Genomic DNA, 24656 nt, shown 5'->3' with positions numbered 1-24656 from the left:
TTTTCGTCCGTTCCTCCCACTGCTACTCGTCGGCGAGGCTCCGGATCAGCCCCGCGAGTCGGTCGTAAAAACCCGGCTCGTACTTGTCGGCGTCGTCGACGGTCGGACGTGCGTTCGTCTCGTTTACGAGCCACCGGTCGTCCGTCCGGAGGAGGTCGACGCCGAGGTACTCGATCCCGAGCGTTCGGGCCGTCCGTTCCGCGAGCGTCCGCCCCCGCTCCGGGAGGTCGACCCCGACCGCCTCGCCGCCGCGGTGGACGTTGTGTTTCCATCTCCCCGCCCTGCGGGCCGCGTCGGGGAGCCGCCGTTCTACTGCGCCGACCGCGACGCCGTCGACGACCATCACCCGGTAGTCGCGCGCGGCGGGGAGGAATTCCTGGAGCAGATACGAACGGTCCCCGGTCGCATCGAAGTCGTGGACGAGATCCAGATAGTCGACGATGCCGGACAGCGAGTCGAGGTCATCGACCCGGGTGACGCCCACGCCCCTGGTCGTCGAGTTCGGCTTGACCACCAGCGGAAACCCGATCTCGCGGGCGGCGTCGACGACCGACGACTCCCCGACCGGGTTCGAGACGTATCGGGTCTCCGGAACCGGGATCCCCTCGCCCGCCAGTCGAGTGTACACCGCGGCCTTGTTTCGCGAGGTGGCCACCGCCCGGAGTCCGTTCACCCACGGAACCGAAAGCAGCGCGTCGACTGCGCCCCCTTCCATCAGCCGCGACGGATAAACGAAACCGACATCGAACCCCTCGAAGCGGTGGCTATCACCCTCGGAGACGTCGAACACGCGGCTCTCGCAGGGAACGTGCTCGACGGCGATCCCGCGATCGCCGAGCGGCTCCCCGATCCGGTCGAACGTCTCCCGTTTCGTGGCGACTGCGAGCCGGAGCATACCGCCCGAGAGAACGGGAAGAAGGAAAACCGCGTCGACTGTCTACCGGGGAAGCGCGGGCGAAGCCGATCAGGCGACAAGCAGCTTCTCGCCCTTCTCGACGACGATCCGGCAGGGCGGAGAGATCTTGTTGTACGCGCGGCGGAACGCCTCCTTTACGGTGTCGGCGTCCTCGACGCGACAGTAGGCGGTAAACACCGGCTCGTCGGCGCCGATCCGGGCGGCGGTGCCGACGGGCTTGCCGAACGACTGGCGCATCCCGTCGGAGACGCGGTCCGCGCCCGCGCCGGTCGCCTGCTTGTTCTCCCGGATCACGTGGTGGGGGAACTTCCGGAGCACCATCTTGTAGTTCTCCTGGCCGATCGCCTGCAGCAGGTGGCGGTTGGCCGACAGGCGGGCCGCCTCGAGGGCGCCGTGGCGGAGCTGGACCTCCTCTTCGACCCGGAGGCTGATGTGGACCGGATAGTCGTCCGGATCCGACTGCAGGTTGCCCATGTTGTGCTGTGCGATCTTCGATCCCGGGATGCCAGTGACGTACTCCCGACGGGTGTACGCCGGTTTGCTGATCTCCCGGTACATGGAGGCGGGTTTGTCTGACATGCTTACTTGCCCGGAAAATCGCTCGTGGCGCGAATAAACCCTTCGAAAGCCCGAAGCGAGGATGTGACGACGTGCCACCGGCACCGAGCCAAGGATGTCCGACCGTCGGGATCAGCCGTCGGTCAGGCCGGTGTCGGTCACACCGGTGTCGTCCACGCCGGTGTCGGTCACGTCGACGTCGACGCCAGTCGGATCGAGTGCGACGTGTTCGAAGCCGCGCTCCGCGAGCAGTTCGGCGGCGCGGTCGGTGATCGAGGGCGAAACGAGGATCCCCCGCACCCGGGATTCGTCGCAGTCGCCACGGCCGGTACCGTCGGCAGCGTCGCCGACGGACCCGTCGACGCCGAGTTCGCGTTCGAGCGCGTCGACGTACCGTCCGAGCTGGCCCGCGGCGGCGGGGCCGACCCGCCGGCGCTTCAGCTCGACGACGACCGGCCGCCCCTCACTATCGACGCCGAACACGTCCATCGGGCCGGCACTGCTCTCGCGCTCGGTTGCTTTCGGCTCGAACCCGGGCTCGATCAGCGACGGGTTCGCGAGTATCGCCTCCTTGAGGTCGGCCTCGCTGCCGGCCACCTCGAGGTCGTCGCCGCCGGTGACCGCCATCGCCGACAGCTGGTGGACCGCCTCGAACCGGACGTCCAGCCGCTCGTCGGGGTTGGTGCGCTCGCTGCGCACCCGGAGACGGCCGTCCCGGACCGCCGCGTAGTGTTCGCTGCCCGGCGGCTGCCAGTTCACCGGCGTGCGCTTGGTCGCGGTGTGAACGAGCGCCGATCCGTCCGGCTTGAGTATCAGCAGCCGATCGCCGGCGCCGAGGCTGGATTCCGCCCGGCCGTCGTACTCGACGGTACACCGCCCGAAGACGGTCACGACGTCGTCCCGGTCGAGGGCGGCCGAAAGCTCCCACAGCGCCTCCCGGTGGGCCGGCTCGTGGAGGGTCGTCACGCTCACGAGCCAGTGTATGCTGCCGCCGGTCAAAAGGAGTGCGTCACGCGTCGGGATACGGGATCTCGATCCGCGTTCCGTCGTCCGGGACGAACGCGTCGCCGAAGATCGACTGTGCCTCCCGTTCGATCGGGGAGGGGTCGCCCGCGTACCGCGAGGAGATGTGCACGAGTGCGAGTCGCTTTGCACCCGCCCGGTCGGCGATCCGGGCGGCCTCTCTGGCCGTCGAGTGGGCCGTCTCGCGTGCGCGATCGGCGTACTCCGACGCAAACGTCGCGTCGTGTACCAGCAGGTCGGCGTTTTCGGCGATCTCGACGGTCTCGTCGACGGGTCGCGTGTCGCCGGTGTAGGCGAACCGCCGGCCCGGGCGCGGCACGCCGACAACCTGTTCCGGGTGGATGACGCGCCCGTCGTCGAGTTCGACGGCTTCCCCTTCGTGGAGTCGGCCGTACGCCGGGCCGGGCGGGATTCCCAGCTCCTCTTCGGCCTTCTCCCGGTTGAACTTTCCCGGCCGATCGTCCTCGATCAGCGCGTACCCCTGTGCTCTGGTGCGGTGGTTCGTCCGGAACACGCGAACCTCGTACTCTTCCGCCCGGAACGCGACGTTTCCCGGGGAGACTTCGTTGATCCGGATCGGGAAGTCGGGATCGTGACCGCCGGCCCGGAGCAGCGACTTCACGTGAGTCCGGGTGTTCGGCGGGCAGTGGATCGAAAGCGGCTCCGTCCGGTCGTTGAAGTCCCACGTCTGGACCAGTCCGGGAAGCCCCAGAACGTGATCGCCGTGGAGGTGAGTGAGAAACACGTGCGAGACTGAAAAACCGGTCCCGAACCGCATCATCTGCCGCTGGGTCCCCTCGCCGCAGTCGAACAGCAGCCGATCGCCCTCGCGGTTGACCACGAGGGCGCTGGGGCCCCGCTCGGTCGTCGGAACGGCCCCGCCAGTCCCGAGAAACGTCACGCGGAAAGACATGGGCGTGACTCCGGCGTCGGTTTTTAAACCAGTGTCGGATCCGCCGGACCGTTGCGATCGACGCGCTCTTTTCCGCGCCGCCGGAACCCCGGAACGATGCGAACCGCGCTCGCGTATCCGTTTCGGGGGGACGGTCGGTTCGACGCCGTCGCCGTCGGCGGCGGCCTCCACCTGCTTGCGGTCTGGCTACCGGTGGTTCCGTTCCTCGCGGTGGCCGGATACCTCCTCCGCGTACTCGAGGAGACGGCCGAGGCGCCCCGACTCCGGGACGCAGGTCGCCCCGGCTGGCGGCCCGTCGGTCCGCTGCTTCGGGACGGTGTGGTCGCCGCAGGGATCTGTCTGGCGTATCTGGCCGTGCCCGTCGCGTTGCTGGTCGTCACGCTCGGCGGTCCGCTCGAACAGGTCGATCCGACGGGGAGCGCCGACGGGCTCTTGTTCCTGGTCGGCTCGACGGTCGTGTTGCTGGTCTCCCTCGCGGCCGTCTATCCGCTTCCGGCGGCGCTCGCTGCGTACGCCCGTCGCCGTCGGATCCGCGCGGCGTTCGACCGGCGGCTGCTCGGGACCGCCACGCGGGACGGGGGATACCTGTTTGCCGTTGTCGTCGCGGCGACCGGGCTCGCTATCGCGGCGGCGGCGTACGCCCCCCTGAACGCGGTCGCGCTCGGCTTCTTTGTCGCGTTCGTCATCGAGGTCGCCGCCGCTGCACTGGTGGGTTCGGCTGCCGGCTCCGCGTGGGAACGGGCCGGGTGGGGAGAACGAGCGGAGTAGTGAGAACGGGCCGGGTGGGGAGAACGGTCGGCGACCGGTCGGCGGTGAAGCTACAGCCTCGGGGCGTCCATGTCGGCGTCCTCGAGCGACCGATTGTGAACCGCCTCGCCGGACTCGGCGTCGAAGAGGTGGATCGCGTTCAGCGGGATCCCGATCGAAACCGCCGATCCCGCCTCGATGCGTCGGAGTCCCTCGATCGTAGCCGTGAGTTCGGGGCCGTCCGCAAGCGAAAGGTGGACGCTGTTTTCGTTACCCATCGGTTCGACGACGTCGACGGTGCCGCGGAAGCACCGGTCGGGCTCGACGCCGGTCGGCGTCTCCAGTTCGCCGTCGGATGGATCGCCTGCCTCCCCGTCGACGGCAGCATCGATTCCGGGGCCGATGCGGATGTCCTCGGGTCGGATACCGAGCGTAATCGCCTGTCCATCGACGACCGCGTCAGCCGCCTCGCCCGACAGCGGATATCGCAGTTTCCCGACGGCGAGCGTCCCCGACTCCACAGTCGTCTCGAGGAAGTTCATCGACGGCTCGCCGATGAAGCCGGCGACGAACCGGTTCGCCGGCCGGTGGTACGCCTCCAGTGGCGTTGCCACCTGCTGGAGCCGACCCGAATCGAGGATCGCGATCCGGTCGCCCATCGTCATCGCCTCCGTCTGGTCGTGGGTGACGTACACCGTCGTCGTTCCCAGATCAGCCTGGAGCTGCTGGAGCTCCGTGCGCATCTGGGAGCGGAGCTTGGCGTCGAGGTTCGACAGCGGCTCGTCCATCAAAAACACCGCCGGGTCGCGGACGATCGCCCGCCCGAGCGCGACGCGTTGCTGCTGTCCCCCCGACAGAGCGCCCGGCTTGCGGTCGAGCAGCTCCGGGATGTCGAGCAGTTCGGCGGTCTCTTCGACGCGCCGATCCATCTCCTCGTCGGAGAGATCCGTCGACTCCTCAAGGCCGAACCGCATGTTCCCCCGAACGGTCATGTGGGGGTACAGCGCGTACGACTGGAACACCATCGCGATGTCGCGTTCTGCGGGAGGACGCTCGTTGATCCGTCTCCCGTCGAGCCGGATCTCGCCGTCAGTCACCGTCTCGAGCCCGGCGACCATCCGGAGCGTGGTCGATTTCCCGCAGCCGGACGGCCCAACGAGGACGAGGAACTCCCCGTCCGCGATGTCGACCGATACGTCTTCGACGGCGACGACGGATTCGTCGCCGTCGCCGAACACCTTCGTCACCGCATCCAGTTCGAGTTGTGCCATGAGTTATGTCTCCCCCGCAACGCCTTTCGCGAACTGTTCGCCGAAGAGGACGTACACTACGAGCGTCGGCAGTGCCGCGATAAACGCCCCCGCCATCTGGAGGTTGTACTGCTGGACGAACGACCCCTGGAGCTGGTTGAGCGCGACCGTCACGACATTGTTGCCCGGATCCGAGATCAGCACCAGCGCGAACAGCAGGTCGTTCCAGATCTGCGTGAACTGATAGATCAGCGTGACCGCAAAGATCGGCACCGAAAGCGGGAGAATGATCCGACGGTAGATCGTCGCGGCGGAGGCGCCGTCCAGCCGGGCCGCCTCCAGCATCTCGTCGTCGATCGTCGCGTAGTACGACCGGAACAGGACCGTACAGATCGGCACGCCGTATGCAGCGTGGGTAATGCTCAGGTGGATGAGTCCATCGTAGTCGTCGACGACCGCAAGCGGGATCCGACCGGCGAGGTCGACGAACGACCAGAACTGCGTCAGCGGCACCAGCACCGACTGGTACGGCAGGAACACCCCCGAAACGAACAGCACCAGTACGCCGAGCTGTCCCCGCCAGCTCAGGTTGGTGAGGCCGTACGCCGCAAGCGAGCCCAGAAGCGCAGACAGTACCGTCGCCGGCACCGCCATCAGCAGGCTGTTTACGAGCCCCTCGCGCAGCCGGTCGAACGCCACCTGCCAGGCGGCGGTCGTAAACTCCCCCGGCGGCGGCGGCGCGAACGGGGTCGTCTGCGTGAAACCCGTCTGAGTCTTGAAGGCCGTCACCAGTCCGGACTCCAGTGGCGCGAGGTAGAACGCCACCATCGCGAGCAACACCGCGTACAGGCCGATCCGGCTCCGGTCGATCGCACCGAGTCCACCGAAGAAGCTGTCGTCAGAACGGTCCTCGCTCATAGTTCACCCCGCCTGTACTGGAGGTAGAGGTACGGTCCGATGACGCCCAGCGCCATCACAAACAGGACCATCGCGACCGCCGCACCGTAGGCCCACTGGAGTCGGTCGAACGCGACCCGATACATCATGACCGCGAGGATGTCCGCCGAACGGCCGGGGTTGACCCCGAACAGGACGAACAGGAAGTCGAACGCCTTGAGCGCGAACACCATCAGCACAACCGCTGCCGACATCGTCGAGGCCCGCAGTTGCGGAACGATCACCCGCCAGTAGAGTCTGATCGTGCTGGCACCGTCGATCCGGGCGGCCTCGTACTGGTCGGTCGGGATCGCGCGCAGGCCGGCGAGATACACCACCATGCAGTAGCCCGAGAACTGCCACATCAACGCGAAGATGATCGCCGCGAGCTTGAATCGCGGATCCGCGAGCCACGCCTGCGCGAGGAAGTCGAGATGCACCGCCCGCAACGCCTCGTTTATCAGCCCGATCCGCGGGTTGTACAGCCACGACCAGAAGATCGCCGTGACCACGAACGACAGGCTCATCGGGAGCAGGTAGATCGTCCTGAAGGTGTTTTCAAACCGGATGTCTCGATCCACGAGGATCGCAAGCACCAGGCCGAGCGCGAGCGACAACACCGTGAACACGACGAGCAACACGAGCGTGTTCCGGAACGCGGCGATAAAGGACGCGTCCGTGAGCAGGGTCCGATACATCTCGAGGGTGAACTCGTCGTACGTCGGCTGTCTGAGTCCCTCCCACCCCGTCAGCGAGATGACGAAGTTCCACGCCACCGCGCCGTACACGAAGATCAACACGAGCAGCCCCGGCGGGCCCCAAAACGGAAGCGACTCGACGAACTCGCTCCGGCGAAGTCGATCGATGAGGCTCGTCTCCGGTGTCCCGGCGCCGTGTGCCGGTTCGACGCCGCCGTCGGTCCGGAGACAGCGGTCGCTGGCGGCGACGCTATCGTCGCTTTCGGCGACGTTCTCCGCTGTGCTCTCCCCCGCTACGTCGTCATCTCCCGCGCCGGCCCGGCGCAAAACCCGCCCCACCATGGGGCGTCAGAAGGCGTTGCTGATCGCGTCGAACGCCTGATCGACGTCGAGGTTCTCGTTGAAGTTGGCGAACGCCTCCTCGAGTTCGGAGTGAACCGCCGGCGGAGCCGCCGTCCCGTGGGCGATCGTCGGCGGCTGGGCCGTCGACTCGCCGAAGTCCTCGAACTGCCTGGTGAGGAACGGTCCGAGATCGTCCGTCGGCACGTCGGTGCGCGGCGGGATCGACCCCTTGATCGGATTGAATCGCTCCTGGGCGTCGACGCTGCCGGCGTACTGGAGGAACTGCTCGGTCGCGTCGGGCGAGGGGTTGTTCGTCGGGAAGACGAACGAGTCGATTACGGAGTGGTACACGCCATCCGTCCCCGGGAACGGCACCATATCCCAGCTGTCGCCGAACTCGAAGCCGTCCTCTGCGCGGTACTGTCCGGCCGCCCAGTCACCCTGGTGGATGAACGCCGCGTCGCCGGCGATGAGCTGACTGTTCCCCTGGTCCCAGGAGATAGAGCCGGCGTCCTCGGGGTAGTAATCGGCGTAGTCGGCCAAAAGCGACAGCGACTCCCGGATCTCGTCTTCGAGCGCGTCGACGTCGCCGTCGACGAACGAGGTGTACGCGTCGACGCCGTGTTGTCCCAGGAAAACATCCTCCCACAGCTGCAGCGACGACCACGGCGACTGCGTCTGGTGAGCCAGCGCGGCGACGCCGGTCTCGTCGGCGACCGTCCCGAGGACGTCGAGGAGCTCGTCCGGATCCTCGATGGCGGCCGGGTCGACGCCGGCGTCCTCGATCACGTCGACGTTGTAAAACAGGTTGTTCATCCGATGGATGTTGATCGGGACCGCAACCAGGTCGCCGTCAGGCCGCGAGAGGTCGACGATGTCGTCCAGGTACGCATCGCGCATCTCGTCGCTCCAGACGGTGTCCCCGATGTCCTCGAGCAGGTCGGCGTCCGTATACGGCGTAAGCGCCTGTCCCGGCCAGATCTGGAACGTACTCGGCGGGTTGCCGTCGAGGACGCGGTTCTGGATCACCGCGTCGATCGCCGACCCCGCGCCGCCCGGTGCGGGGTTGTCGACGATCTCGACGTCGGGATGCTGCTCGCGGAACCCGTCCAAGAGCGCATTGTACGCCTCCTCCTCGCCGCCGGCAGTCCACCAGTGGACGATCTCCAGATCACCCTCTTCTGCCGGTTCCGGCTCCGTTTCCGCGTCGTCCTCGTCGTCATCCTCGTCCTCGCCGTTCTCGTCGAGGTCGAGGTCCTCCTCGGGATCGTCCCCGGCACAGCCGGCGACGCCCGCGACGCCGACCGCCCCGGTCAGCGCGATGTACCGCCGTCTTGAAACGTGCCGCTCGTCTTCGGTCTCTGTTTCTCGTGTCATGCGTAACCAGTTAGCCCTCCTGCAGCAAGTAACTTAACGATTATGATAAATTAACAATAATGTGGATAAATTGTCCCACGACAGTGCAAACCGGAAACGCGATCGATCGCGCAACGCGGGGTCGGGTTCCAAGCAGCCGAAAACCGGACCGACCGATTGATATCCGTCGGTCGGCAAACCCGACTCGATGGACGGCCCGCTGTGGACCGAACGGCACGCGCCGACGCTCGAGGAACTCCCCCAGAGTGAGGCCCGCGAGAAGCTCCTTCGAGCGGTCGACGAGCCGATGAACCTGATCGTCCAGGGACCACGCGGGGTCGGGAAGACGGCAGCGGTGCGGGCGCTGGCTCGGCGCACACACGAGGACCCGGACGCCGACCTGATCGAGATCAACGTCGCGGACTTCTTCTCCCGGAGCAAAAAAGAGATCCGCGAGGACCCGCGGTTCGCCTCCTTCCTCGCGGGGCGGTCCCGGATGGCGAAACGGGACATGATAAACCACGTGCTCAAGGAGTCGGCGGGCTACGCGCCGGTGTCGGGGTCGTTCAAGACGGTCTCGCTGGACAACGCAGAAGAGATCCGCGAAGACTTCCAGCAGGCGCTTCGCCGGGTGATGGAAAAGCACCACCGAACGACACAGTTCGTCATCACCACCCGCCAGCCCACGAAGCTGATCCCGCCGATCCGGTCGCGGTGTTTCCCGGTCCGACTTCGGGCGCCGACGGCCGAGGAGACGATGGCGGTGCTCGCCCGGATCTGCGAGGCCGAGGAGGTGCCGTACGACGACGACGGCCTGGAGTTCGTCGCGAGCGCCGCCGGCGGGAACCTCCGGCGGGCGGTGTTGAGCGCACAGGCGACCGCCGTGGGACAGGAGGAAGTGACGATGACCGCCGCCTACGAGACGCTCGGGGAGGTCGGCGACGACGAGGCGATCCGGGGGGCGCTGTCTGCCGCGAAGGAGGGAGACCTCTCGACCGCCAGATCCGAACTCGACGACCTGCTGGACGAGGGGTACGGTGGCCAGGAACTGCTCCGAGAACTGTTGGGCGTCGCTCGGGCCGGATCAAGCTACAGCGGCCGGGAACTGGCTCGCCTCCATCGACTCGCCGGCGACGCCGACCGTGACGTCGCCGAGGGAACCGACGACCTCGTCCACCTCACCCACCTGCTCGCTGCGTGGGGACAGGGCCGGGAGACCCTGGATCCCCCGCCGGTCGGCGGAGGCGAAGCCTGACGATGCCGCTCGGACGGCTCCCCCGCGTGGCCGTCGCGCCCGGCGCGTGGCGATACGCCGCCCCGCTTTTCGCGCTGGGCTTTCTGCTCCCGGTCGCGCCGTTGCTCGCAGTTGCGGGACTCGCAGGGGGCGTCGCAGTGCTGTGGTTCCACCGCGATCCATCCCGTACTCCGCCGGAGGACGGGTTCGTGTCGCCGGCCGACGGCCGGGTGTCGGTGCTCCGGACCGAGGGCGACCGGGTTCGGGTGGGCGTGTTCCTCAACGTCACCGACGTCCACGTCTGCCGGGCGCCGTCGGACGGCGTCGTCGAGGGCGTCGATCACCGGGCCGGCGCCCACCGTCCCGCGTTTTCGAAGGACTCGGAGCGCAACGAGCGCGTCGACATCGACTGCGGAAGCTACGAGGTGAGCCTCGTTGCAGGTGCGTTCGCCCGGCGGATCCACCCGTACGTCGAGCCGGGCGAGCGGCTCCGTCGGGGCGAGCGCGTCGGCCACGTCTCCTTCGGCTCGCGTGCGGACGTGTTGCTCCCACCGGGCATCGATCGCGAGGACGTCCGCGTTTGCAAGGGAGATCGGGTTCGGGCCGGCGAGACCGTGATCGCACCGGTGCCGGCGTCGAAGCCTTTTTAATTCGGCTTCAACGCTTGAGAAGCCGACAAAGCTTTATCTTGCAGCCGTTCGGATTCGAAGTTACCGCCTATGGATCCGGAAACACTCCAGTCGATGATCGAAGCGAACGGAGAAGTGATGGTGAACGTCGAGGAGTTCGAGGTCCCGCTCGAACTGCACATCCACGACACGACGTTCGACGGGAGCCAGGTGACCCTCGAACTGTCGGACGGTGAACTCTTGTTCGACACCGACAAGGTGACCGGCTACTGGAAGCACTACCACAGCCTGGCCGACTACGGCCTCGAGTAATCGGGAGCGCGTTCCGGTCGCTGACGCGACGTTTTTTGGACCCGTCATCCACTCCTATAAGTCCATCCAGCCGCAAGACCACGTATGGACGAGCGGTGGAAACACGTCCTCCGGCAGCGAATTCGGGAGCTGGGCCGCCGCTACGAGGAGGCCAGACACGCCTACTGGGAGGGAAAAGAGGACGTCGATGGGGAGCGCGACCGCTCGGGCGCCGAGCGCTACGACCTGCCGACCGACGAGGACGGCAACGCCCGGCTGGTCTGCCGTCGTTACGCCGAACGGCGGCCGGTTCCCGTCGATCGAACGGGCCGGCCGGCGTGTTTCGAGCCCGACCACCCGGACTGTGAGGGGTGTCGGGAGGACGTCCGGGACGGAACCGTGGAAACCTACGACGACCGTTTTTAAACGTTGCGTGGTAAGGATACGATCGAACAGGCGTCACGACCGAACCAGCAGAAGACACTGAAGCGTCACGACCGAACCAGCACGACACACTGAAACGGGATCGAATTGACGACAGTCGACGCGAACACCGGAGGAACGAACCGAGCTACCGGGTCGACCGACAGGGCCCAGTCCGAGACGATCGGGAGCGTTCTCCTTCTCGCGCTCGTGGTGATTCTCGTCTCGACGGTCGGGCTCGCCGGCCTCGCCGCGATCGGCACGTTCACCCCCACCGAACCAGCCGCGAGCGTCGGCGTCGACGGCGTCGTTGACGGCGAGGAACTGGCGCTCGTCGTGGTTCACGAGGGGGGCGATGCGCTGTCCCCGGACGAGATCGTGCTGCTCGTCGGCGAGGGCCAGGACCGACAGCGCCTCGAGTTCGCGGACGCCACCGGCGACGACGCCACGTTTCGACCGGGCGACCGGCGGGAGCTAACCGCTGCCCCGTTCGATCCGCCGGTCCGGGTGCTCGTCATTCACGCTTCGAGCGGCGCAACGCTCGGCGACGGAACCATCACGGGATCGGACTCCTCGTGAGGCGCCGGTTTGCTACAGTTTGCTACGCTTCGTCTTCCTCGCCGGCGTCCGCCGCGGAGAGCCCGTCGTCGCCGCGTTCGAGCGCCTTCGGGACATCGTGGTACTCCGAATAGCCGTCGAACCACCGCGCGATGCGTTCGATCCGGTCGACGACGTGGCCGGGCTCGCCCGATCGTGAGAGTTCGTGGCCCTCGCGGGGGTACCGGACGAACCGGGTCTCGACGTCGTTCTTCCGGAGGATCCGATAGAACAGCTCGGCATCCGAGATCGGCGTCCGGTAGTCGTCCTCGCTGTGGATGAGGAGGGTCGGTGTCTCCACCTCGTGGGCGTGGCCGGCGGGCGACTGCTCCCAGAGGAACTCCGGCTCCTCCCAGGGCGTCGTGTCGAAGTCTCCTTCGACGAGTTTGTACGCCCCGTCGGTCGACCCGTAAAAGCCCGCGAGGTGATAGACGCCCCGCTGGGAGACCGCCGCCCGGAAGTAGTCGGTGTTGCCGACCGTCCAGCCAGTCATGAACCCCCCGAAGGAGCCGCCGGTGAGGAAAACGTACGACTCGTCGACGTACTCGCGGTCGGCGACCTCCCGGACGCCGGCCATCACGTCTGTCAGGGTTGCCTCACCCCACTCTCGCTCGATTGCCTGCATGTACTCCTCGCCATACCCGGCCGAACCACGGGGGTTCGACCAGAAGACGACGTATCCCCGGGCGGCGAGCGTCTGGAACTCGTGCCACATCGTCCCGCTGGTCGACCACATCGCGTGGGGCCCGCCGTGGATCTCGACGAGCAGGGGATAGGAACCCTCGGGAGCGAACCCGGGCGGCGTCAGCACCCACCCCTCGACGGGGCCCTGTTCGGATTCGAACGCGAGGGGCTCGGGCTCTCCGACGTGGACCGATTCGAGGTACGCGTCGTTCAGCGCGGTGAGCCGGTCCAGTTCCTCCGTCCCTCCGCCAGGCGAGACGAACACGTCGCCGGGGTGGTCCCACTGAGACATCGCGACCGCAACGGCGACGTCCTCGGAATCGGCATCGGAACCGGAGACGCCACCGGGGCCGTCCCCGCCGGAGCCGGCGGCGGAAGCGCCGACGTCCATCCCCGCGAGGGTTCCCTCGCGGACCAACCGCGCCGGATCGTCACTCCCGTCACCGGGCACCGTCCACACCGCCGTCTTCCCCTCGTCCGGCGTGGTGAAGTACAGCGCCTCCTCGTCGGGACCCCAGCGCGGGGCGGCCCCGTAGCCGAGCGTCCGGTCCAGCCCGGCGGTGACGTCCGTGACCTCCACGTCCGCCGGGTCGTCCGTCCCGGCGGCCTGGGCGGCGTCGATCACGTGGAGGTCAGCCTGCTGGAGCGACGCCTGCTCGGCCTCGACGTGGACGAACGCGACCGAACCGTCCGTCGTCGCCGCGAGTCCGGTGCCCCAGCCGGTAGTGCGGTGGAGCCGCTCGACCTCCTCGGCGTCGGTGTCGTACGCGAGGATTCCGTACTCCAGCGAGTCGTCCGGATCGTCGCCGGCCGACTGCGTGAAATACAGCGTCGAATCGTCACCCCACGCCGGCCCGTTGAAGTCAGCGTCGCCCTCGATCGTCGGGGAGATCGCCGTGATCGGCCCTCCCTGTTCGTCCCGGTCGTCTCCCTCCTGTTCGGCCTCGAGGTCGAGGACGTACACGTGTGACCGGCGTCCGTCGAAGTACTTCTGCATCGACCGGTAGACGGTCCGGTCGATCACCCGGGGATCAGGTTCGTCGGGCTCGTACTCCTCGTCGACTCGTCGATCTCGTTTCTCCGCCCTATCCTCCTCGGTCACCGATTGGACGAAGGCGATTCGACTCCCGTCGGGCGACCAGTCGATCGAACTCACGCCGCCGACGACGTCGGTCACCTGGCGGGCCTCGCCGCCGTCGACGGGCAGCACCCACAGCTGTTGTCTGTCGTCGTCGGCTCCGCGGGTGGAGGTGAACGCCAGCCTGTCGCCGTCCGGGCTCCACCGCGGCTCGGCGTCGACGCCCTCCGCGAGCGTGAACCGCCGAGCAGGCTCGGAGCCGTCGGTCGGGACGACGTACACCGTCGCCTCGACGGACTCCTCGTCGTCGGGAACCGTTCGGACGAACGCGACGCGGTCGCCGTCGGGGGAGAGTCGGGGATCTGTCGGTTTGGCGATGTCGTGGTAGTCGCTCGCCTGAATCCGCTGCATACCCTCGCCTCGACCGGCGACGGGAAGAACGTTCGGAAGCCGGAAGCGGTCGGCTTCCGCGTCCGCGCCGCGATCGGTGCGCCGTTCCGCCGGCGGGTCCGCCAACAGTCACCGGTCCGTCTCGGTCAGCACCGCCGCCACGAGCTCCCGCGTCTCCCGTGCCTCCGCCAGTCGGGCGTCGAGTTCCCCGCTCGCAAGCAGCTCCAGTCCCTCGTCGGACAGCTCCTCGCGGGCTCTGGCGCCCCGTCGGAGTGTTGCGTACTCGTCCTCGCGAGTGAGCGACCTGATCTCCCTGAGGTGAACCACCGGCTCTTCGGCGTCGAGCCTGGAGACAACCGGGATCAGCTCCTTGATCCGGTACTGCAGTTCGTCGGCCGCCGCGGGCGGCCACTCGATCGAAAGCGGCGCCGCGTCGATCCGGTCGAGATACGTTCGATGGACTGCGACGGTCGTCCTGAGCGCCCCCGGATCGTCGACGTAATGCTCCAGTTTCGAGGGGGAGTAGTCGACGTACTCCAAAAGCGTCGGGAGCGGCTCCTCGCCGGCCGATGCGTCCTCGACGTACTCCTGGAGCTCCCGCGGCGGCTGGTCGACCTCGACCAGCGGGTACCGCTCGGTGCGCTCGATGAACTCGAACAGCGCCCGCGCACTGGCCTCTCGTTTGAACGACTCGAACGCCTCGTTGACCGCGTCGTTGTACGCCTCGATCGGCTCCCGGAGTCGATCGACCGGTGCGTCGGGATCGACGTCTGCGAAGTCGGCGACCCGCTCCAGCGTTTCGATCCGCTCGTCCAGCGCCGACAGCGCCTCGTTGGCGTTGCGCCGGGCGAGACGGTAGGCGTCGACGGCGTCGTCGCGTTCCTCGAGCAGTTCGACGTACTCGCCAGGGGTTTCGAGCGCCTCCCGAGCGGCCGCGAAGTCCGACGCCGAGAGCCGGCGCTTGTCGACGGCCTCCCGTGCGGCCTCGAAGGCGTCGACGGCGAGCGCGTCGTCGGCGACGTCGACGGCCGCCGAGAACTTGCTTTCGAACGTGAGATACGCCCCGAAATCCCCCGTGCCGGTGGCGTCGTCCTCGTAGCTGTCGAGCACCCGATGTGCACGGCGGTAGGCGTCGGCGGCCGCCTCCACGCGGTGGGTTCCGAGGTCGTCGATGCGACGCTCGATCGCCCGGAGCTCGTCGTAGCGCTCCCGGAGTTCGGCGGCCGCCTCGCCGGCCCGAGCGAGAATCGATGCGGCCGACCCGGGGGTGTCCGCTCCGCCGACAGTGTCGGTTCCGTCAGCCACCTCAGTACACCTCGTCGGGGTCGAAGACGCGCTCGCCGACGTGTTCGCCGTCGATGGTCCGGTAGAAACACGAGCGATGGCCGGTGTGGCACGCGCCGCCGTCCTGTTCGACGAGATACAGCAGGGTGTCGGCGTCGCAGTCGACCCGGACCTCGACGATCCGCTGGAGGTGGCCGGAACTGGCACCTTTCTTCCACAGCTCCTCGCGCGATCGGGAGTAGTAGTGTGCAAAGCCGGTCTCGCGGGTGCGTGCAAGCGCCTCCGGCGTTACGTACGCCAGCATGAGCACCTCCCCCGAGTCGGTGTCCTGGGCGACCGCGGGGACGAGGCCGTCCTCGCCGAAGTCGACGGGGACGTCGCCTTCCTCGGACGTCGCCGCCCCGGAAGCGACTCCGCCGTCGTCGGTGTCGGAAGTCATGATCGGATCAACGCGACCCCGGTGAATAGGCCTTTTGTGTGGGGCGGGACCCGACCGGCCACGCGACCGACACTAGTCGTAGTTGAGATTCGTGAGCCGGTAGTGGGTCGTCGCGTGGTTCCGGATCACAACGAGATAGTAGGCGTCCTCGAGCCGCTTTAGCTCGACGTCGAACTCGCCCGGATTACCCGGATTCAGCGACGCCGGAGAGTCCTGTAGCGCGAACGAAAACGTCCCCGAGTTGCCCCGAACTCGGCTCGATTTCCTGGCTTTCGCGTGGATGAGTTCCCCGTTCCGCTTTACCTCGAGTGCTCCCGTGAGCTCCCAAGTGTTGTCGCGGTACCGGACGGACTCGCCCTCGAGTTCGGGCTTTTCGATCTCGACCATGTTCGGGTCGACGCAGGGAGGCCCATTATCGTTTGGGTCGAAAGCGGTCGGGAGCGGTGCCGGGAGTTTTGCCCCGAGCAGCGACGCTCACTCCGCGCGCCGTCCGGCGTGTCCCGGATAGTCCCGCTCGAACCGGTCCTCGATCTCCCCCCGAGAAAGTTCGATGACGGTCGGCCGCCCGTGCGGACACGCATATGGGTTCTCACAGTCGTCCAGTTTTGAGAGCAGTTCCACGACCGAACCGTCAGTGAGTCCGGTGTTGCCGGTCACTGAGGGGTAACACGCCAGGTCAGCCAGCAGGTCGTCGACAGCTTCGAGGACGGACTCGCCCGCGTTGGCGTCGGTGCGTGCGAGTCCGACGAGCACGTCACGGAGGAGTTCCGGCTCGAGCGCGGCGTCGAACACCGCCGGGACCGCACTCACTTCCACGGTACGGTCGTCGACGCGGTCGGCCTCGAACCCGAACTCGGCGAGGCGATCGGCCGTCCCGTCGGCGTCGAAAAGCGTCGCCTCCCGCGCGGTGAGTTCGAGTTCGACCGGCTCGGCGAGCGCCTGGGCCGGCGGACCGTCGGCGAACGCTCCCCGGAGCCGCTCGTAGTTGATCCGCTCGTCGGCGGCGTGCTGGTCGATCAACACGAGCCCGTCGTCGGCCTCGCCGAGCACGTAGGTGTCGAACAGCTGGCCGAGGATCGACAGCCGCGGGAGCGACTCGTAGGCTCGCTCGGCGTCGGTCGTCTCCCCCGAGAGAGTCCGCTGGCTCGTCGGCTCCGAGGCGTCGAACGTTCCGTCGATAATCCGTCGAGCGTTCTCGTCGGAACCGATCGACGCGTCATCGTCGGGGCCCATCGAGGTGTCGCTTCCCCGGTCGGCGATCCCCGCCGCCCCGGAGCGATCGATCCCGTCGACGGTCCACCCGTCCTCGTCCGCCGGGGAGACGCTTTGGGTGTCTCCGGTTTCGACCTCGTCAGTGGCGCCTGTGTCGTCTCCCGTACCTGTGTCGTCTCCCGTACCTGTGTCGTCTCCCGTACCTGTGTCGTCTCCCGTACCTGTGTCGTCTCCCGTACCTGTGTCGTCTCCCGTACCTGTGTCGTCGACGACATCGCTGACGTCGACGTCCGTTCCGGTCGTCGATTCGGCACCCGCTCCCGAGAGGTCTCCGGGCCCCTCGTCGATATCGGCCGCAGCCTCGTCGAACTCCGCGACTTCGTCGGGGGCCTCCGGCGACACCGATGTTTCCTCCGGCGACACCGGCGTCTCCGCGGGGGACGACCGTCCCCGTGGCGCCGACGACCGGAGGATGCCGTGCTCTAGAAGCGCGTCGCTGACGGCAGTTTCGACGGCCGATTGAACCGCCTCCGGGTCGTCGAACCGGACCTCGAGCTTCCTGGGGTGGACGTTCGCGTCGACCGCCCCGGTCGGGAGTTCGACGAACAGCACGGCGAAGGGATATCGCTCGGGGGCAAGCTGTCCACCGTAGGCGGACAGTACCGCGTTCCGGAGCTCGCTTACGGTCACGTACCTGTCGTTGACGAACGTCGCGAGATACTCCCGGGTCGCACGGTTTACTTCGGGCTCGGAGACGAGCCCGTGGACGCGATCGACTGGCGTGTCGAGGTCGGCGGCGGCGGCATCGAACTCCACCGCGATCATCCCCTCGGCGACTTCCCGGCCGTAGATCGACAGCACCGCAGACCGGAGGTTTCCGTCGCCCGGAGTCGCGAACCGCTCTCGGTCGTCCACCTCGAAGGAAACCGCGACGTCGGGGTTCGCGAGGGCGTACTGGGTGACGACTGTCCCGACGCGGTCGGTTTCGGTCGTCTCGGTGGCGAGGAACTTCTTCCGTGCGGGGGTGTTGAAAAACAGGTCCCGCACCTCGATTGTCGTCCCTCCTGGACAGCCGACCCGGCGGACCTCACCGGCGTCGCCACCCTCGACGGTCAGTTCGGCACCGACCTCGTCGTCCAGGGGTCGCGACCGGACGGTGAGCCGCGAAACGGCGCCGATCGCGTGCAACGCCTCCCCCCGAAACCCGAGGGTGGCGACCCCACCCGCGAGGTCGTCGACGTCGCCGATCTTGGAGGTGGCATGTTGGGCGACCGCCTCGGGGAGCTGCTCGCGGGGGATTCCGACGCCGTCGTCGCGCACGCGGATCGCCTCGGTTCCGCCCGCACGGATCGACACCGAAATCCTGTCGGCGCCGGCGTCGAGGCTGTTCTCCACGAGTTCCTTCACGACGGAGGCGGGACGCTCGACGACCTCGCCGGCGGCGATCTGCTGGACGGTTCGCTCGTCGAGCTGTCGGATCGTCGGCGGTTCGTCGGCGTCCGTCTCCGGTCCCTCCGCGTTCGTCTCCGGTCCCTCGGCACCCGTCGGTGGCCCGTCAGTCATCGTCGGCGATGCGGGCCGAATCCACTTGAAGCCGTGCCCCACGTCTCGACTGCTCCACCGCTCCCGTGATCCCGGTCACGGAACCCTCGCGGGCCAACGTTTATTCGTCCGGTCGGCCTTGCTCGAACGATGAGCCTGTTCAGAAAAGCCGGCGAGAAGTTCGAGGAAACGAAACGGGCGTTCACGAACGCCCGGGAGCCGGCGTACGTCTGCCGGTCCTGCGAGGAGCCGATCTCGGAGGACTACGAGCACTGTCCCCACTGCGGCGAGGCGGTAGTCGAGCCGGTCGAGTGAACGCGTCCGTCGGTGGGTAGCTCAATCGTCCATGGTCGGGTCGTCCTCGGCGCTGCCAGTCGTGGTCTCGATCTCCCTCTCGACGACCCCCTCCTTCCAGCCGCCACGGGCGAACCAGGCCACGCCGACGAAGAACGAGGCGGTCGCCGAGGCCGCGAACGCCCACCACAGCCCCTCGACGCCCCAGTCGAGCGCCGAAACGGTGATCGTCGTCCCCGGAATCGTCACCGTCCAGGCGAACGAGAGGTACACCGCCGCCGGGATCCGGAAGATCCACCGCGAGAGCATCGACAGCGCCATCGCCACCTTGGTGTGACCCGCACCGCGGAACGCCCCCTGGATCACCATCAGTCCGCCGAAGAAGCCCCACGCCAGCGCGACGATGCGCAGGAAGACGATCCCTTCGTCGATCACCGCGGCGTCGTCGACGAAGATCGCGATCGCGATCTCGGGGAAGACCCAGACGAGCCCACCTGCCGCAAACAGGATCGCCATCGTCGAGAGCGTCGCCGTGCGGGTCACCGCGACCGCCCGGTCCGGCGTGCCGGCACCGAGGTTCTGTCCGACGCCGGTCGCGGTCGCCTGTCCGACGGCCCCCGAAACGGTCCATGAGACGGACATCAGCCTGACGCCGATCCCGTAGGCGGCCGTCGCGGCCGGACCGAACCTGGCGACCAGCGCCGCAAGCGCCACCGCCGCGAACGACCGCGCCCAGCCGTCGATGGTGGCCGGATAGCCGACCTCGACGAGCTTGCCGAGGATCTCCCGGTCGGGCCACAGGTCGCCGACGTGGAGCTGGATCCCCCACGACCCCTTCACGAGGATGTAGATCCCGACGACCGCGGCGACGAGCCGCGAGAGGAACGTCGCGACCGCGGCGCCGCGGGTTCCCATCGCCGGGAACGGCCCCCACCCGAGGATGAGAAACGGGTCGATCACGATGTTGATCCCCGCCGAGACGGCCACCAGCCACATCGCCGTCTTCGTGTCGCCGGCACCCTGCAACGACGACCGGAACGCGAAAAACAGGAACGTCAGCGGCAGCGTGAGAAAGATCACCTCGATGTAGGCCAGCGCCTCGACGTACACCTGGTCGCGCGCGCCGATCCAGTACAACAGCCAGTGCCGGGACAGCAGACCGACCGCCGCGAGCGCGATCGACACCACCGTCGCCAGAAGCACCGTCTGGGAGACCACCCTGTCGGCCCGGCGGTCGTTGCCCGCGCCGACGTGCTGGGACACGAGCGCGATCGTCGCCGCCGTGAGCCCCATCGCCGTCGAGACGAACATCCACGACAGCGGAAACATGAGCGACACGGCGGCGACGGCCTCCGGGCTCACCCGCCCCACCCAGAACATGTCCGCGAGGTTGTACAGCGTCTGCAGCAGGTTCCCCAGGACCAGCGGCCACGCCAGCCGGAAAAGCCGCGGGCTTATCGCCCCTGTGGTCATGTCGACGCGCGCGTCCTGGTTTCCGGTCACGCTTCCCGGTCGACCGACGACTCCTAGTGTGCTACAGTTTTTGATTCCGGTCGACCGGGAGGATGCGTTCGACGGCCGAACATACATGATCGAAGAGTCCCCAGACATCGGGTATGGCCCGGTCTAGACGTCCTCGACGGCGAACGGTCGCGATCGCGATCGTCCTCGCTATCGCAGTCGTCTTCGGGGTCGGGGCGCTGCTCGAACCGACGACCCACGACCCGCCGGAGGTCGAACAGGTCACCGAGGAGGACCTCGTCCAGCCGGTCGAGGACGGGAGCTACCTGTGGCCGTACACGAGCCGCGGTGAGACCACAAGCGAGCGGACGCTCGCGATCAACCTCCTCGTGCACGGTCCGGACGACGCGGTCCGTCGGAGCCTGACCGACCGGACGAGCTTCGAGTTCGAGGAGGAGGAGGAACCAGCGGGAGACGAGCCCGACGAGCACGGCGTCGTCGTCGACGACGAGGGGCTCGAGTGGGCCGACGCCCACGGTGCCGTCCGGTACTCGTACGTGGACGCGTCACCCCGTGGCGGGGACGCAGTCTGGCTGACCGAGGCGTATCAGCTCCACTCGGGGACGTATCTCGGCGAACGATACCACGTCCGGGCCTACACCCATCCCGAGGAGGACTGGACCGCGATCCAGGCGCACACCGACTACTGGGACTGGTTTCGGCTGCGACACACCGTTCCGGACATCCACGAGGCCGGCCTCGAGATAGAGAGCGACTACCTCGAGGCGCCGTTCGTGGAGGAAGTCAGGCGGGAGTATCACGGGATCGAGGGCGGGTACAGCGACGGCTGGCTCTCCGTGATCGAACTCGAGTCCGAAATCGAGGACCCCGACGATCTCGACGCCGTCGACGATCCGGAAACCGGCCTCACCGACAAAGCGACGACAGACGAAGCGACTGCCGACGAAGCATCCGACAACGAAGCGACTGCCGACGACGACCCGCACTCGGCTGCGATCGACCCGCTCGGCGGAGCCGGAGTAGCGTGGATACTCGGACTGCTGGGCATCGTCGGCATCGCCGGGATCCTCGCCGCAGAGACCCGACGGGACCTCGCACGCGCCGGCCGGGCGGTCGTCGGAGAGATCTCCCGACGGCGTCGGGCGATCGCGCTCGCGACGGCCCTCGCCGGGATCGTCCTCGGGGTCAGGGTGATCGGAATCGGCGTCGAAACGGCAGTGCCGGCACTTCACCCGAAGGCGATCGCTGCGGTGCTGTATCCGATCCTGGCGCTGGGGATGCCTGCAGCGGCACTCCTCCTGGCTCGTGGGACCGAACCGTGGGCGGCGGCGTCGTTCGCCCTGCTCGGGGCCGGCGGGGCGTTCGTCGTCGACTTCGGGATGGTGTCGGTGTCGTTCCTCCCGATCCGGCTGGTGTTGCACCGCATCGGGCTGCTGCTCGCGTTGACGCTCATCGCGGCCGGCAGCGCGATGGGGGACGAGCGGGGCAAACAGTTCCTGGCGGCAGGACTCGCGGCGTGGTTCCTCGGCCTCGGGTTGCCGCTCGCCGACGTGATCTGACCGCAATCGGTGGGTTTCCGCGGTACGGACCGTCCGCCAGCCAGCACGAAAGCTTTAGGCGAGCAACCGGCCTATGGGCGGGCGATGAGTCGGGGTCCCGAGCTGATCGTCACCGAGAAGGAAAACGCCGCCCGCCGGATCGCCGAGATCCTCAGCGGCGGCTCCGCGGAAACCGAGCGACGCAACGGCGTCAACGTCTATCGCTGGGGCGGCAAGCGCTGCATCGGGCTCTCGGGCCACGTCGTCGGCGTCGACTTCCCGCCGGAGTACAACGACTGGCGGGACGTCGAGCCGGTCGAGCTGGTCGACGCGCCGATCGTGACCGAACCGACCCAGGAGAACATCGTCGCCGCGCTCCGCCGACTGGCGCGCAACGCCTCTCGCGTGATCATCGCGACCGACTACGACCGGGAGGGCGAACTCATCGGGAAGGAAGCCTACGAGCTCGTCCGCGAGGTGAACGACGAGGCGCCGGTCGACCGGGTGCGGTTCTCCTCGATCACCGACCGTGAAGTGAAAGACGCCTTCGACGATCCCGACGAGATCGACTTCGACCTGGCTGCCGCCGGCGAGGCCAGACAGGCGATCGACCTGGTGTGGGGCGCGGCGCTCACCCGGTTCCTGTCGCTTTCGGCGCGCCAGCTCGGCGACGATTTCATTTCGGTGGGTCGGGTCCAGGGGCCGACGCTCAAGCTGCTCGTCGACCGGGAACGGGAGATCCAGGCGTTCGACCCCGAATCCTACTGGGAGCTGTTCGGGGAGCTGTCCAAGCGGGACGCCGGTGCCGGCGGCGCCTTCGAGGCACAGTACTTCTATGCGGACGTCGACGGCACCGAGGCCGAACGGATCTGGGACGGTCCGACCGCCGAGACGGTCGCGGCGGCGCTGCGGGCGGCCGACGGCGCCGAGGTGGACGACGTCGACCGCCGGACCCGGAGAGACGACCCGCCGGCCCCGTTCAACACCACCCAGTTCATCCGCGCGGCCGGATCGCTGGGGTACTCCGCACAGCGCGCGATGTCGCTGGCGGAGGACCTCTACACCGCCGGGTTCGTCAGCTATCCCCGGACGGACAACACGGTCTATCCCGACGATCTCGATCCCCGCGAACTCCTCGAGGCGTTCCGCGGGTCGCGGTTCGGCGACGACGCGGAATCGCTCCTCACACAGGAGTCGATCGAGCCGACCGAGGGCGACGAGGAGACGACCGACCACCCGCCGATCCACCCGACCGGGGAGCTGCCGGACGCCTCGGAGCTGTCCGACGACGAGTGGGAGATCTTCGAACTGGTCGTTCGGCGCTTCTTCGCGACCTGTGCGCCGGCGGCGACCTGGGAACACCTCCGGGTCGTGGCGCTCGCCGACGGCGAGGCGAGCCGGATCGCCGGCGAGGCCGATCCCCGGGCGGCGCTGCGGGATCCCGACGGCACGACGGGGATGCCGGAGCTCCTCGCTGACGGCGGGCTCCGTCTGAAGGCCAACGGCAAGCGCCTGCTCGAACCGGGCTATCACGAGGTGTATCCGTACGTGTCCTCGAGCGAGACGATCGTGCCGGACGTCGAAGCGGGGGAACGGCTCGACCTCGGCGAACGCCGGCTTGAGGCGAAGGAAACCCAGCCGCCCCGTCGCTACGGCCAGTCGCGGCTCATCGAGAAGATGGAGGAGCTCGGGATCGGGACGAAGGCAACGAGACACCACACGATCGAGAAGCTGTACGACCGCGGCTACGTGGAGAACGATCCGCCCCGGCCGACGCGGCTCGCGGAGGCGGTCGTCGAGGCGGCAGAGAAGTTCGCCGAACCGATCGTCAGCGAGGGGATGACCGCCCAGCTGGAACGGGACATGGCGGCGATCGCAAACGGCGAGAAGGAGTACGACGAGGTGACCGACGAGTCGAAGGAGCTACTCGAGCGGATTTTCGAGGAGCTTGCAGACTCCAGGGAGGAGATCGGGAACCACCTCCAGGAGTCGCTGAAGGCCGACAAGACGCTGGGACCATGTCCGGAGTGTGACTCCCAGCTGCTGGTCCGAAAATCGAGATACGGCTCCTACTTCGTCGGCTGCGACGGCTACCCCGACTGCGAGTACACGCTGCCGCTGCCCTCCACGGGGAAGCCGCTGATCCTGGAGGAGACCTGCGAGGAGCACGACCTCCACCACGTGAAGATGCTCGCCGGGCGGAAGACGTTCGTCCACGGCTGTCCCCAGTGCAAGGCCGACGCGGCCGAGGAGGCCGACGACGAGGTGATCGGCAACTGTCCAGCCTGCGGCGAAAGCGAGGGTGGAGAGCTGGCGATCAAGCAGCTCCGCAACGGCTCTCGGCTGGTCGGCTGCACGCGGTATCCGGACTGCGACTACTCGCTGCCGCTGCCACGCCGGGGCGAAATCGAGGTGACCGACGAGCGCTGCGACGAACACGATCTGCCCCACCTCCGGGTCCACTCGGGTGATGAGCCGTGGGAGTTGGGGTGTCCGATCTGCAACTACCGGGAGTACCAGGCCCGGAGGGAAGGGTCGGAGCTCGAAGTTATCGACGGGATCGGCGAGAAGACCGCCGAGAAACTCCGGGAGGCCGGCGTCGAGGACGTCGGCTCGCTGAAGGAGGCTGAGCCGGACGAACTGGCCAACCAGGTCGACGGCGTCGGGCCCGACACGGTGCGGGACTGGCAGGCGAAGGCGGACTAATCACGACCTTTTTTAACGGGGGCCTCGGGCGCGCTCACGGGTCGCTCCGCTCGCTCACGGGTCGCTCCGCTCGCTCACGGGTCGCTCCGCTCGC

23 protein-coding genes are annotated in these 24656 nt (G+C 67.8%); 9 read left to right on the top strand and 14 right to left on the bottom strand.

The features are described from left to right. Positions 1-22: 22 nt before the first annotated feature. The 4 genes from RH858_RS09255 to rnz all read right to left on the bottom strand — a co-directional run bounded on the left by RH858_RS09255 (position 23) and on the right by rnz (position 3410). Positions 23-895 (bottom strand): ATP-grasp domain-containing protein, encoded by an 873-nt coding sequence (locus RH858_RS09255; protein WP_259534825.1) that lies wholly within the window; start codon positions 893-895, stop codon positions 23-25. 69 nt (positions 896-964) lie between these two features. Then, positions 965-1495, bottom strand: a complete 531-nt coding sequence (locus tag RH858_RS09250; RefSeq protein ID WP_259534824.1) for a 50S ribosomal protein L16 — start codon at positions 1493-1495, stop codon at positions 965-967. A 111-nt stretch (positions 1496-1606) separates the two neighbouring features. Then, entirely contained in the window at positions 1607-2446 is an 840-nt protein-coding gene (gene nucS, locus RH858_RS09245) for an endonuclease NucS (RefSeq protein ID WP_259534823.1), read from the bottom strand. 37 nt (positions 2447-2483) lie between these two features. Further along, entirely contained in the window at positions 2484-3410 is a 927-nt protein-coding gene (rnz, locus tag RH858_RS09240; RefSeq protein ID WP_310561663.1) for a ribonuclease Z, read from the bottom strand. Positions 3411-3506: 96 nt separating this feature from the next. Here rnz and RH858_RS09235 point away from each other — a divergent pair, with 96 nt between their 5' ends. Then, positions 3507-4178: a DUF4013 domain-containing protein gene (locus RH858_RS09235; RefSeq protein ID WP_259534819.1), complete on the top strand. Its 672-nt coding sequence runs from the start codon at positions 3507-3509 to the stop codon at positions 4176-4178. A 50-nt stretch (positions 4179-4228) separates the two neighbouring features. Here the strand turns inward: RH858_RS09235 and ugpC are convergent, their stop codons facing one another. Genes ugpC through RH858_RS09215 form a run of 4 tightly spaced genes read right to left on the bottom strand, consistent with a single transcriptional unit; the run spans position 4229 to position 8760 of the window. Continuing rightward, on the bottom strand, positions 4229-5428 hold the full coding sequence (gene ugpC, locus RH858_RS09230; protein ID WP_259534818.1) for a sn-glycerol-3-phosphate ABC transporter ATP-binding protein UgpC: 1200 nt from the start codon (positions 5426-5428) through the stop codon (positions 4229-4231). A gap of 3 nt (positions 5429-5431) precedes the next feature. Beyond that, complete coding sequence (locus tag RH858_RS09225) at positions 5432-6325, bottom strand: carbohydrate ABC transporter permease (RefSeq protein WP_259534817.1); 894 nt, start codon at positions 6323-6325, stop codon at positions 5432-5434. Further along, on the bottom strand, positions 6322-7383 hold the full coding sequence (locus tag RH858_RS09220) for a sugar ABC transporter permease (RefSeq protein ID WP_259534816.1): 1062 nt from the start codon (positions 7381-7383) through the stop codon (positions 6322-6324). Before RH858_RS09220 ends, RH858_RS09225 begins: the two co-directional genes overlap by 4 nt. A gap of 6 nt (positions 7384-7389) precedes the next feature. Next, positions 7390-8760 (bottom strand): ABC transporter substrate-binding protein, encoded by a 1371-nt coding sequence (locus tag RH858_RS09215; RefSeq protein ID WP_259534814.1) that lies wholly within the window; start codon positions 8758-8760, stop codon positions 7390-7392. Between the two features lie 187 nt (positions 8761-8947). Here RH858_RS09215 and RH858_RS09210 point away from each other — a divergent pair, with 187 nt between their 5' ends. From RH858_RS09210 to RH858_RS09190, 5 genes are all read left to right on the top strand, one after another. Beyond that, positions 8948-9994 (top strand): AAA family ATPase, encoded by a 1047-nt coding sequence (locus RH858_RS09210; RefSeq protein ID WP_310561662.1) that lies wholly within the window; start codon positions 8948-8950, stop codon positions 9992-9994. 2 nt (positions 9995-9996) lie between these two features. Next, positions 9997-10623, top strand: a complete 627-nt coding sequence (locus RH858_RS09205) for a protein sorting system archaetidylserine decarboxylase (protein WP_310561661.1) — start codon at positions 9997-9999, stop codon at positions 10621-10623. A 69-nt stretch (positions 10624-10692) separates the two neighbouring features. Continuing rightward, positions 10693-10914: a hypothetical protein gene (locus RH858_RS09200; RefSeq protein WP_310561660.1), complete on the top strand. Its 222-nt coding sequence runs from the start codon at positions 10693-10695 to the stop codon at positions 10912-10914. Positions 10915-10998: 84 nt separating this feature from the next. Next, entirely contained in the window at positions 10999-11319 is a 321-nt protein-coding gene (locus RH858_RS09195; protein WP_310561659.1) for a hypothetical protein, read from the top strand. A gap of 105 nt (positions 11320-11424) precedes the next feature. Further along, positions 11425-11895 (top strand): type IV pilin, encoded by a 471-nt coding sequence (locus RH858_RS09190; RefSeq protein WP_310561658.1) that lies wholly within the window; start codon positions 11425-11427, stop codon positions 11893-11895. Between the two features lie 22 nt (positions 11896-11917). On the opposite strand, the gene RH858_RS09185 is transcribed toward RH858_RS09190, so the two are convergent. The 5 genes from RH858_RS09185 to mutL form a co-directional block, all read right to left on the bottom strand. Then, a complete protein-coding gene (locus tag RH858_RS09185; RefSeq protein WP_310561657.1) occupies positions 11918-14086 on the bottom strand; it encodes a S9 family peptidase in 2169 nt (722 codons plus the stop codon). Positions 14087-14194: 108 nt separating this feature from the next. After that, positions 14195-15370: a hypothetical protein gene (locus RH858_RS09180; RefSeq protein ID WP_310561656.1), complete on the bottom strand. Its 1176-nt coding sequence runs from the start codon at positions 15368-15370 to the stop codon at positions 14195-14197. A gap of 1 nt (position 15371) precedes the next feature. Beyond that, on the bottom strand, positions 15372-15788 hold the full coding sequence (gene hisI / locus RH858_RS09175; protein ID WP_259534802.1) for a phosphoribosyl-AMP cyclohydrolase: 417 nt from the start codon (positions 15786-15788) through the stop codon (positions 15372-15374). Between the two features lie 72 nt (positions 15789-15860). After that, positions 15861-16175 (bottom strand): hypothetical protein, encoded by a 315-nt coding sequence (locus RH858_RS09170; RefSeq protein ID WP_259534801.1) that lies wholly within the window; start codon positions 16173-16175, stop codon positions 15861-15863. Positions 16176-16262: 87 nt separating this feature from the next. After that, a complete protein-coding gene (gene mutL / locus RH858_RS09165) occupies positions 16263-18563 on the bottom strand; it encodes a DNA mismatch repair endonuclease MutL (protein ID WP_310561655.1) in 2301 nt (766 codons plus the stop codon). A 129-nt stretch (positions 18564-18692) separates the two neighbouring features. Between mutL and RH858_RS09160 the strand changes: the two genes are divergently transcribed. Further along, positions 18693-18857, top strand: a complete 165-nt coding sequence (locus RH858_RS09160) for a hypothetical protein (protein ID WP_259534798.1) — start codon at positions 18693-18695, stop codon at positions 18855-18857. Positions 18858-18878: 21 nt separating this feature from the next. On the opposite strand, the gene RH858_RS09155 is transcribed toward RH858_RS09160, so the two are convergent. Next, positions 18879-20339, bottom strand: a complete 1461-nt coding sequence (locus RH858_RS09155) for an MATE family efflux transporter (RefSeq protein ID WP_303650966.1) — start codon at positions 20337-20339, stop codon at positions 18879-18881. 113 nt (positions 20340-20452) lie between these two features. Here RH858_RS09155 and RH858_RS09150 point away from each other — a divergent pair, with 113 nt between their 5' ends. Together RH858_RS09150 and RH858_RS09145 are read left to right on the top strand one after the other, a co-directional pair. Next, complete coding sequence (locus tag RH858_RS09150) at positions 20453-21877, top strand: hypothetical protein (RefSeq protein WP_310561654.1); 1425 nt, start codon at positions 20453-20455, stop codon at positions 21875-21877. An 84-nt stretch (positions 21878-21961) separates the two neighbouring features. After that, positions 21962-24562, top strand: a complete 2601-nt coding sequence (locus RH858_RS09145) for a DNA topoisomerase (protein WP_310561653.1) — start codon at positions 21962-21964, stop codon at positions 24560-24562. The last annotated feature ends 94 nt before the right edge of the window (positions 24563-24656 follow it).

This window comes from Halalkaliarchaeum sp. AArc-GB, from assembly GCF_031432225.1.
Taxonomy (GTDB): Archaea; Halobacteriota; Halobacteria; order Halobacteriales; family Haloferacaceae; genus Halalkaliarchaeum.
This window is presented reverse-complemented; position numbering and strand designations above follow the sequence as displayed.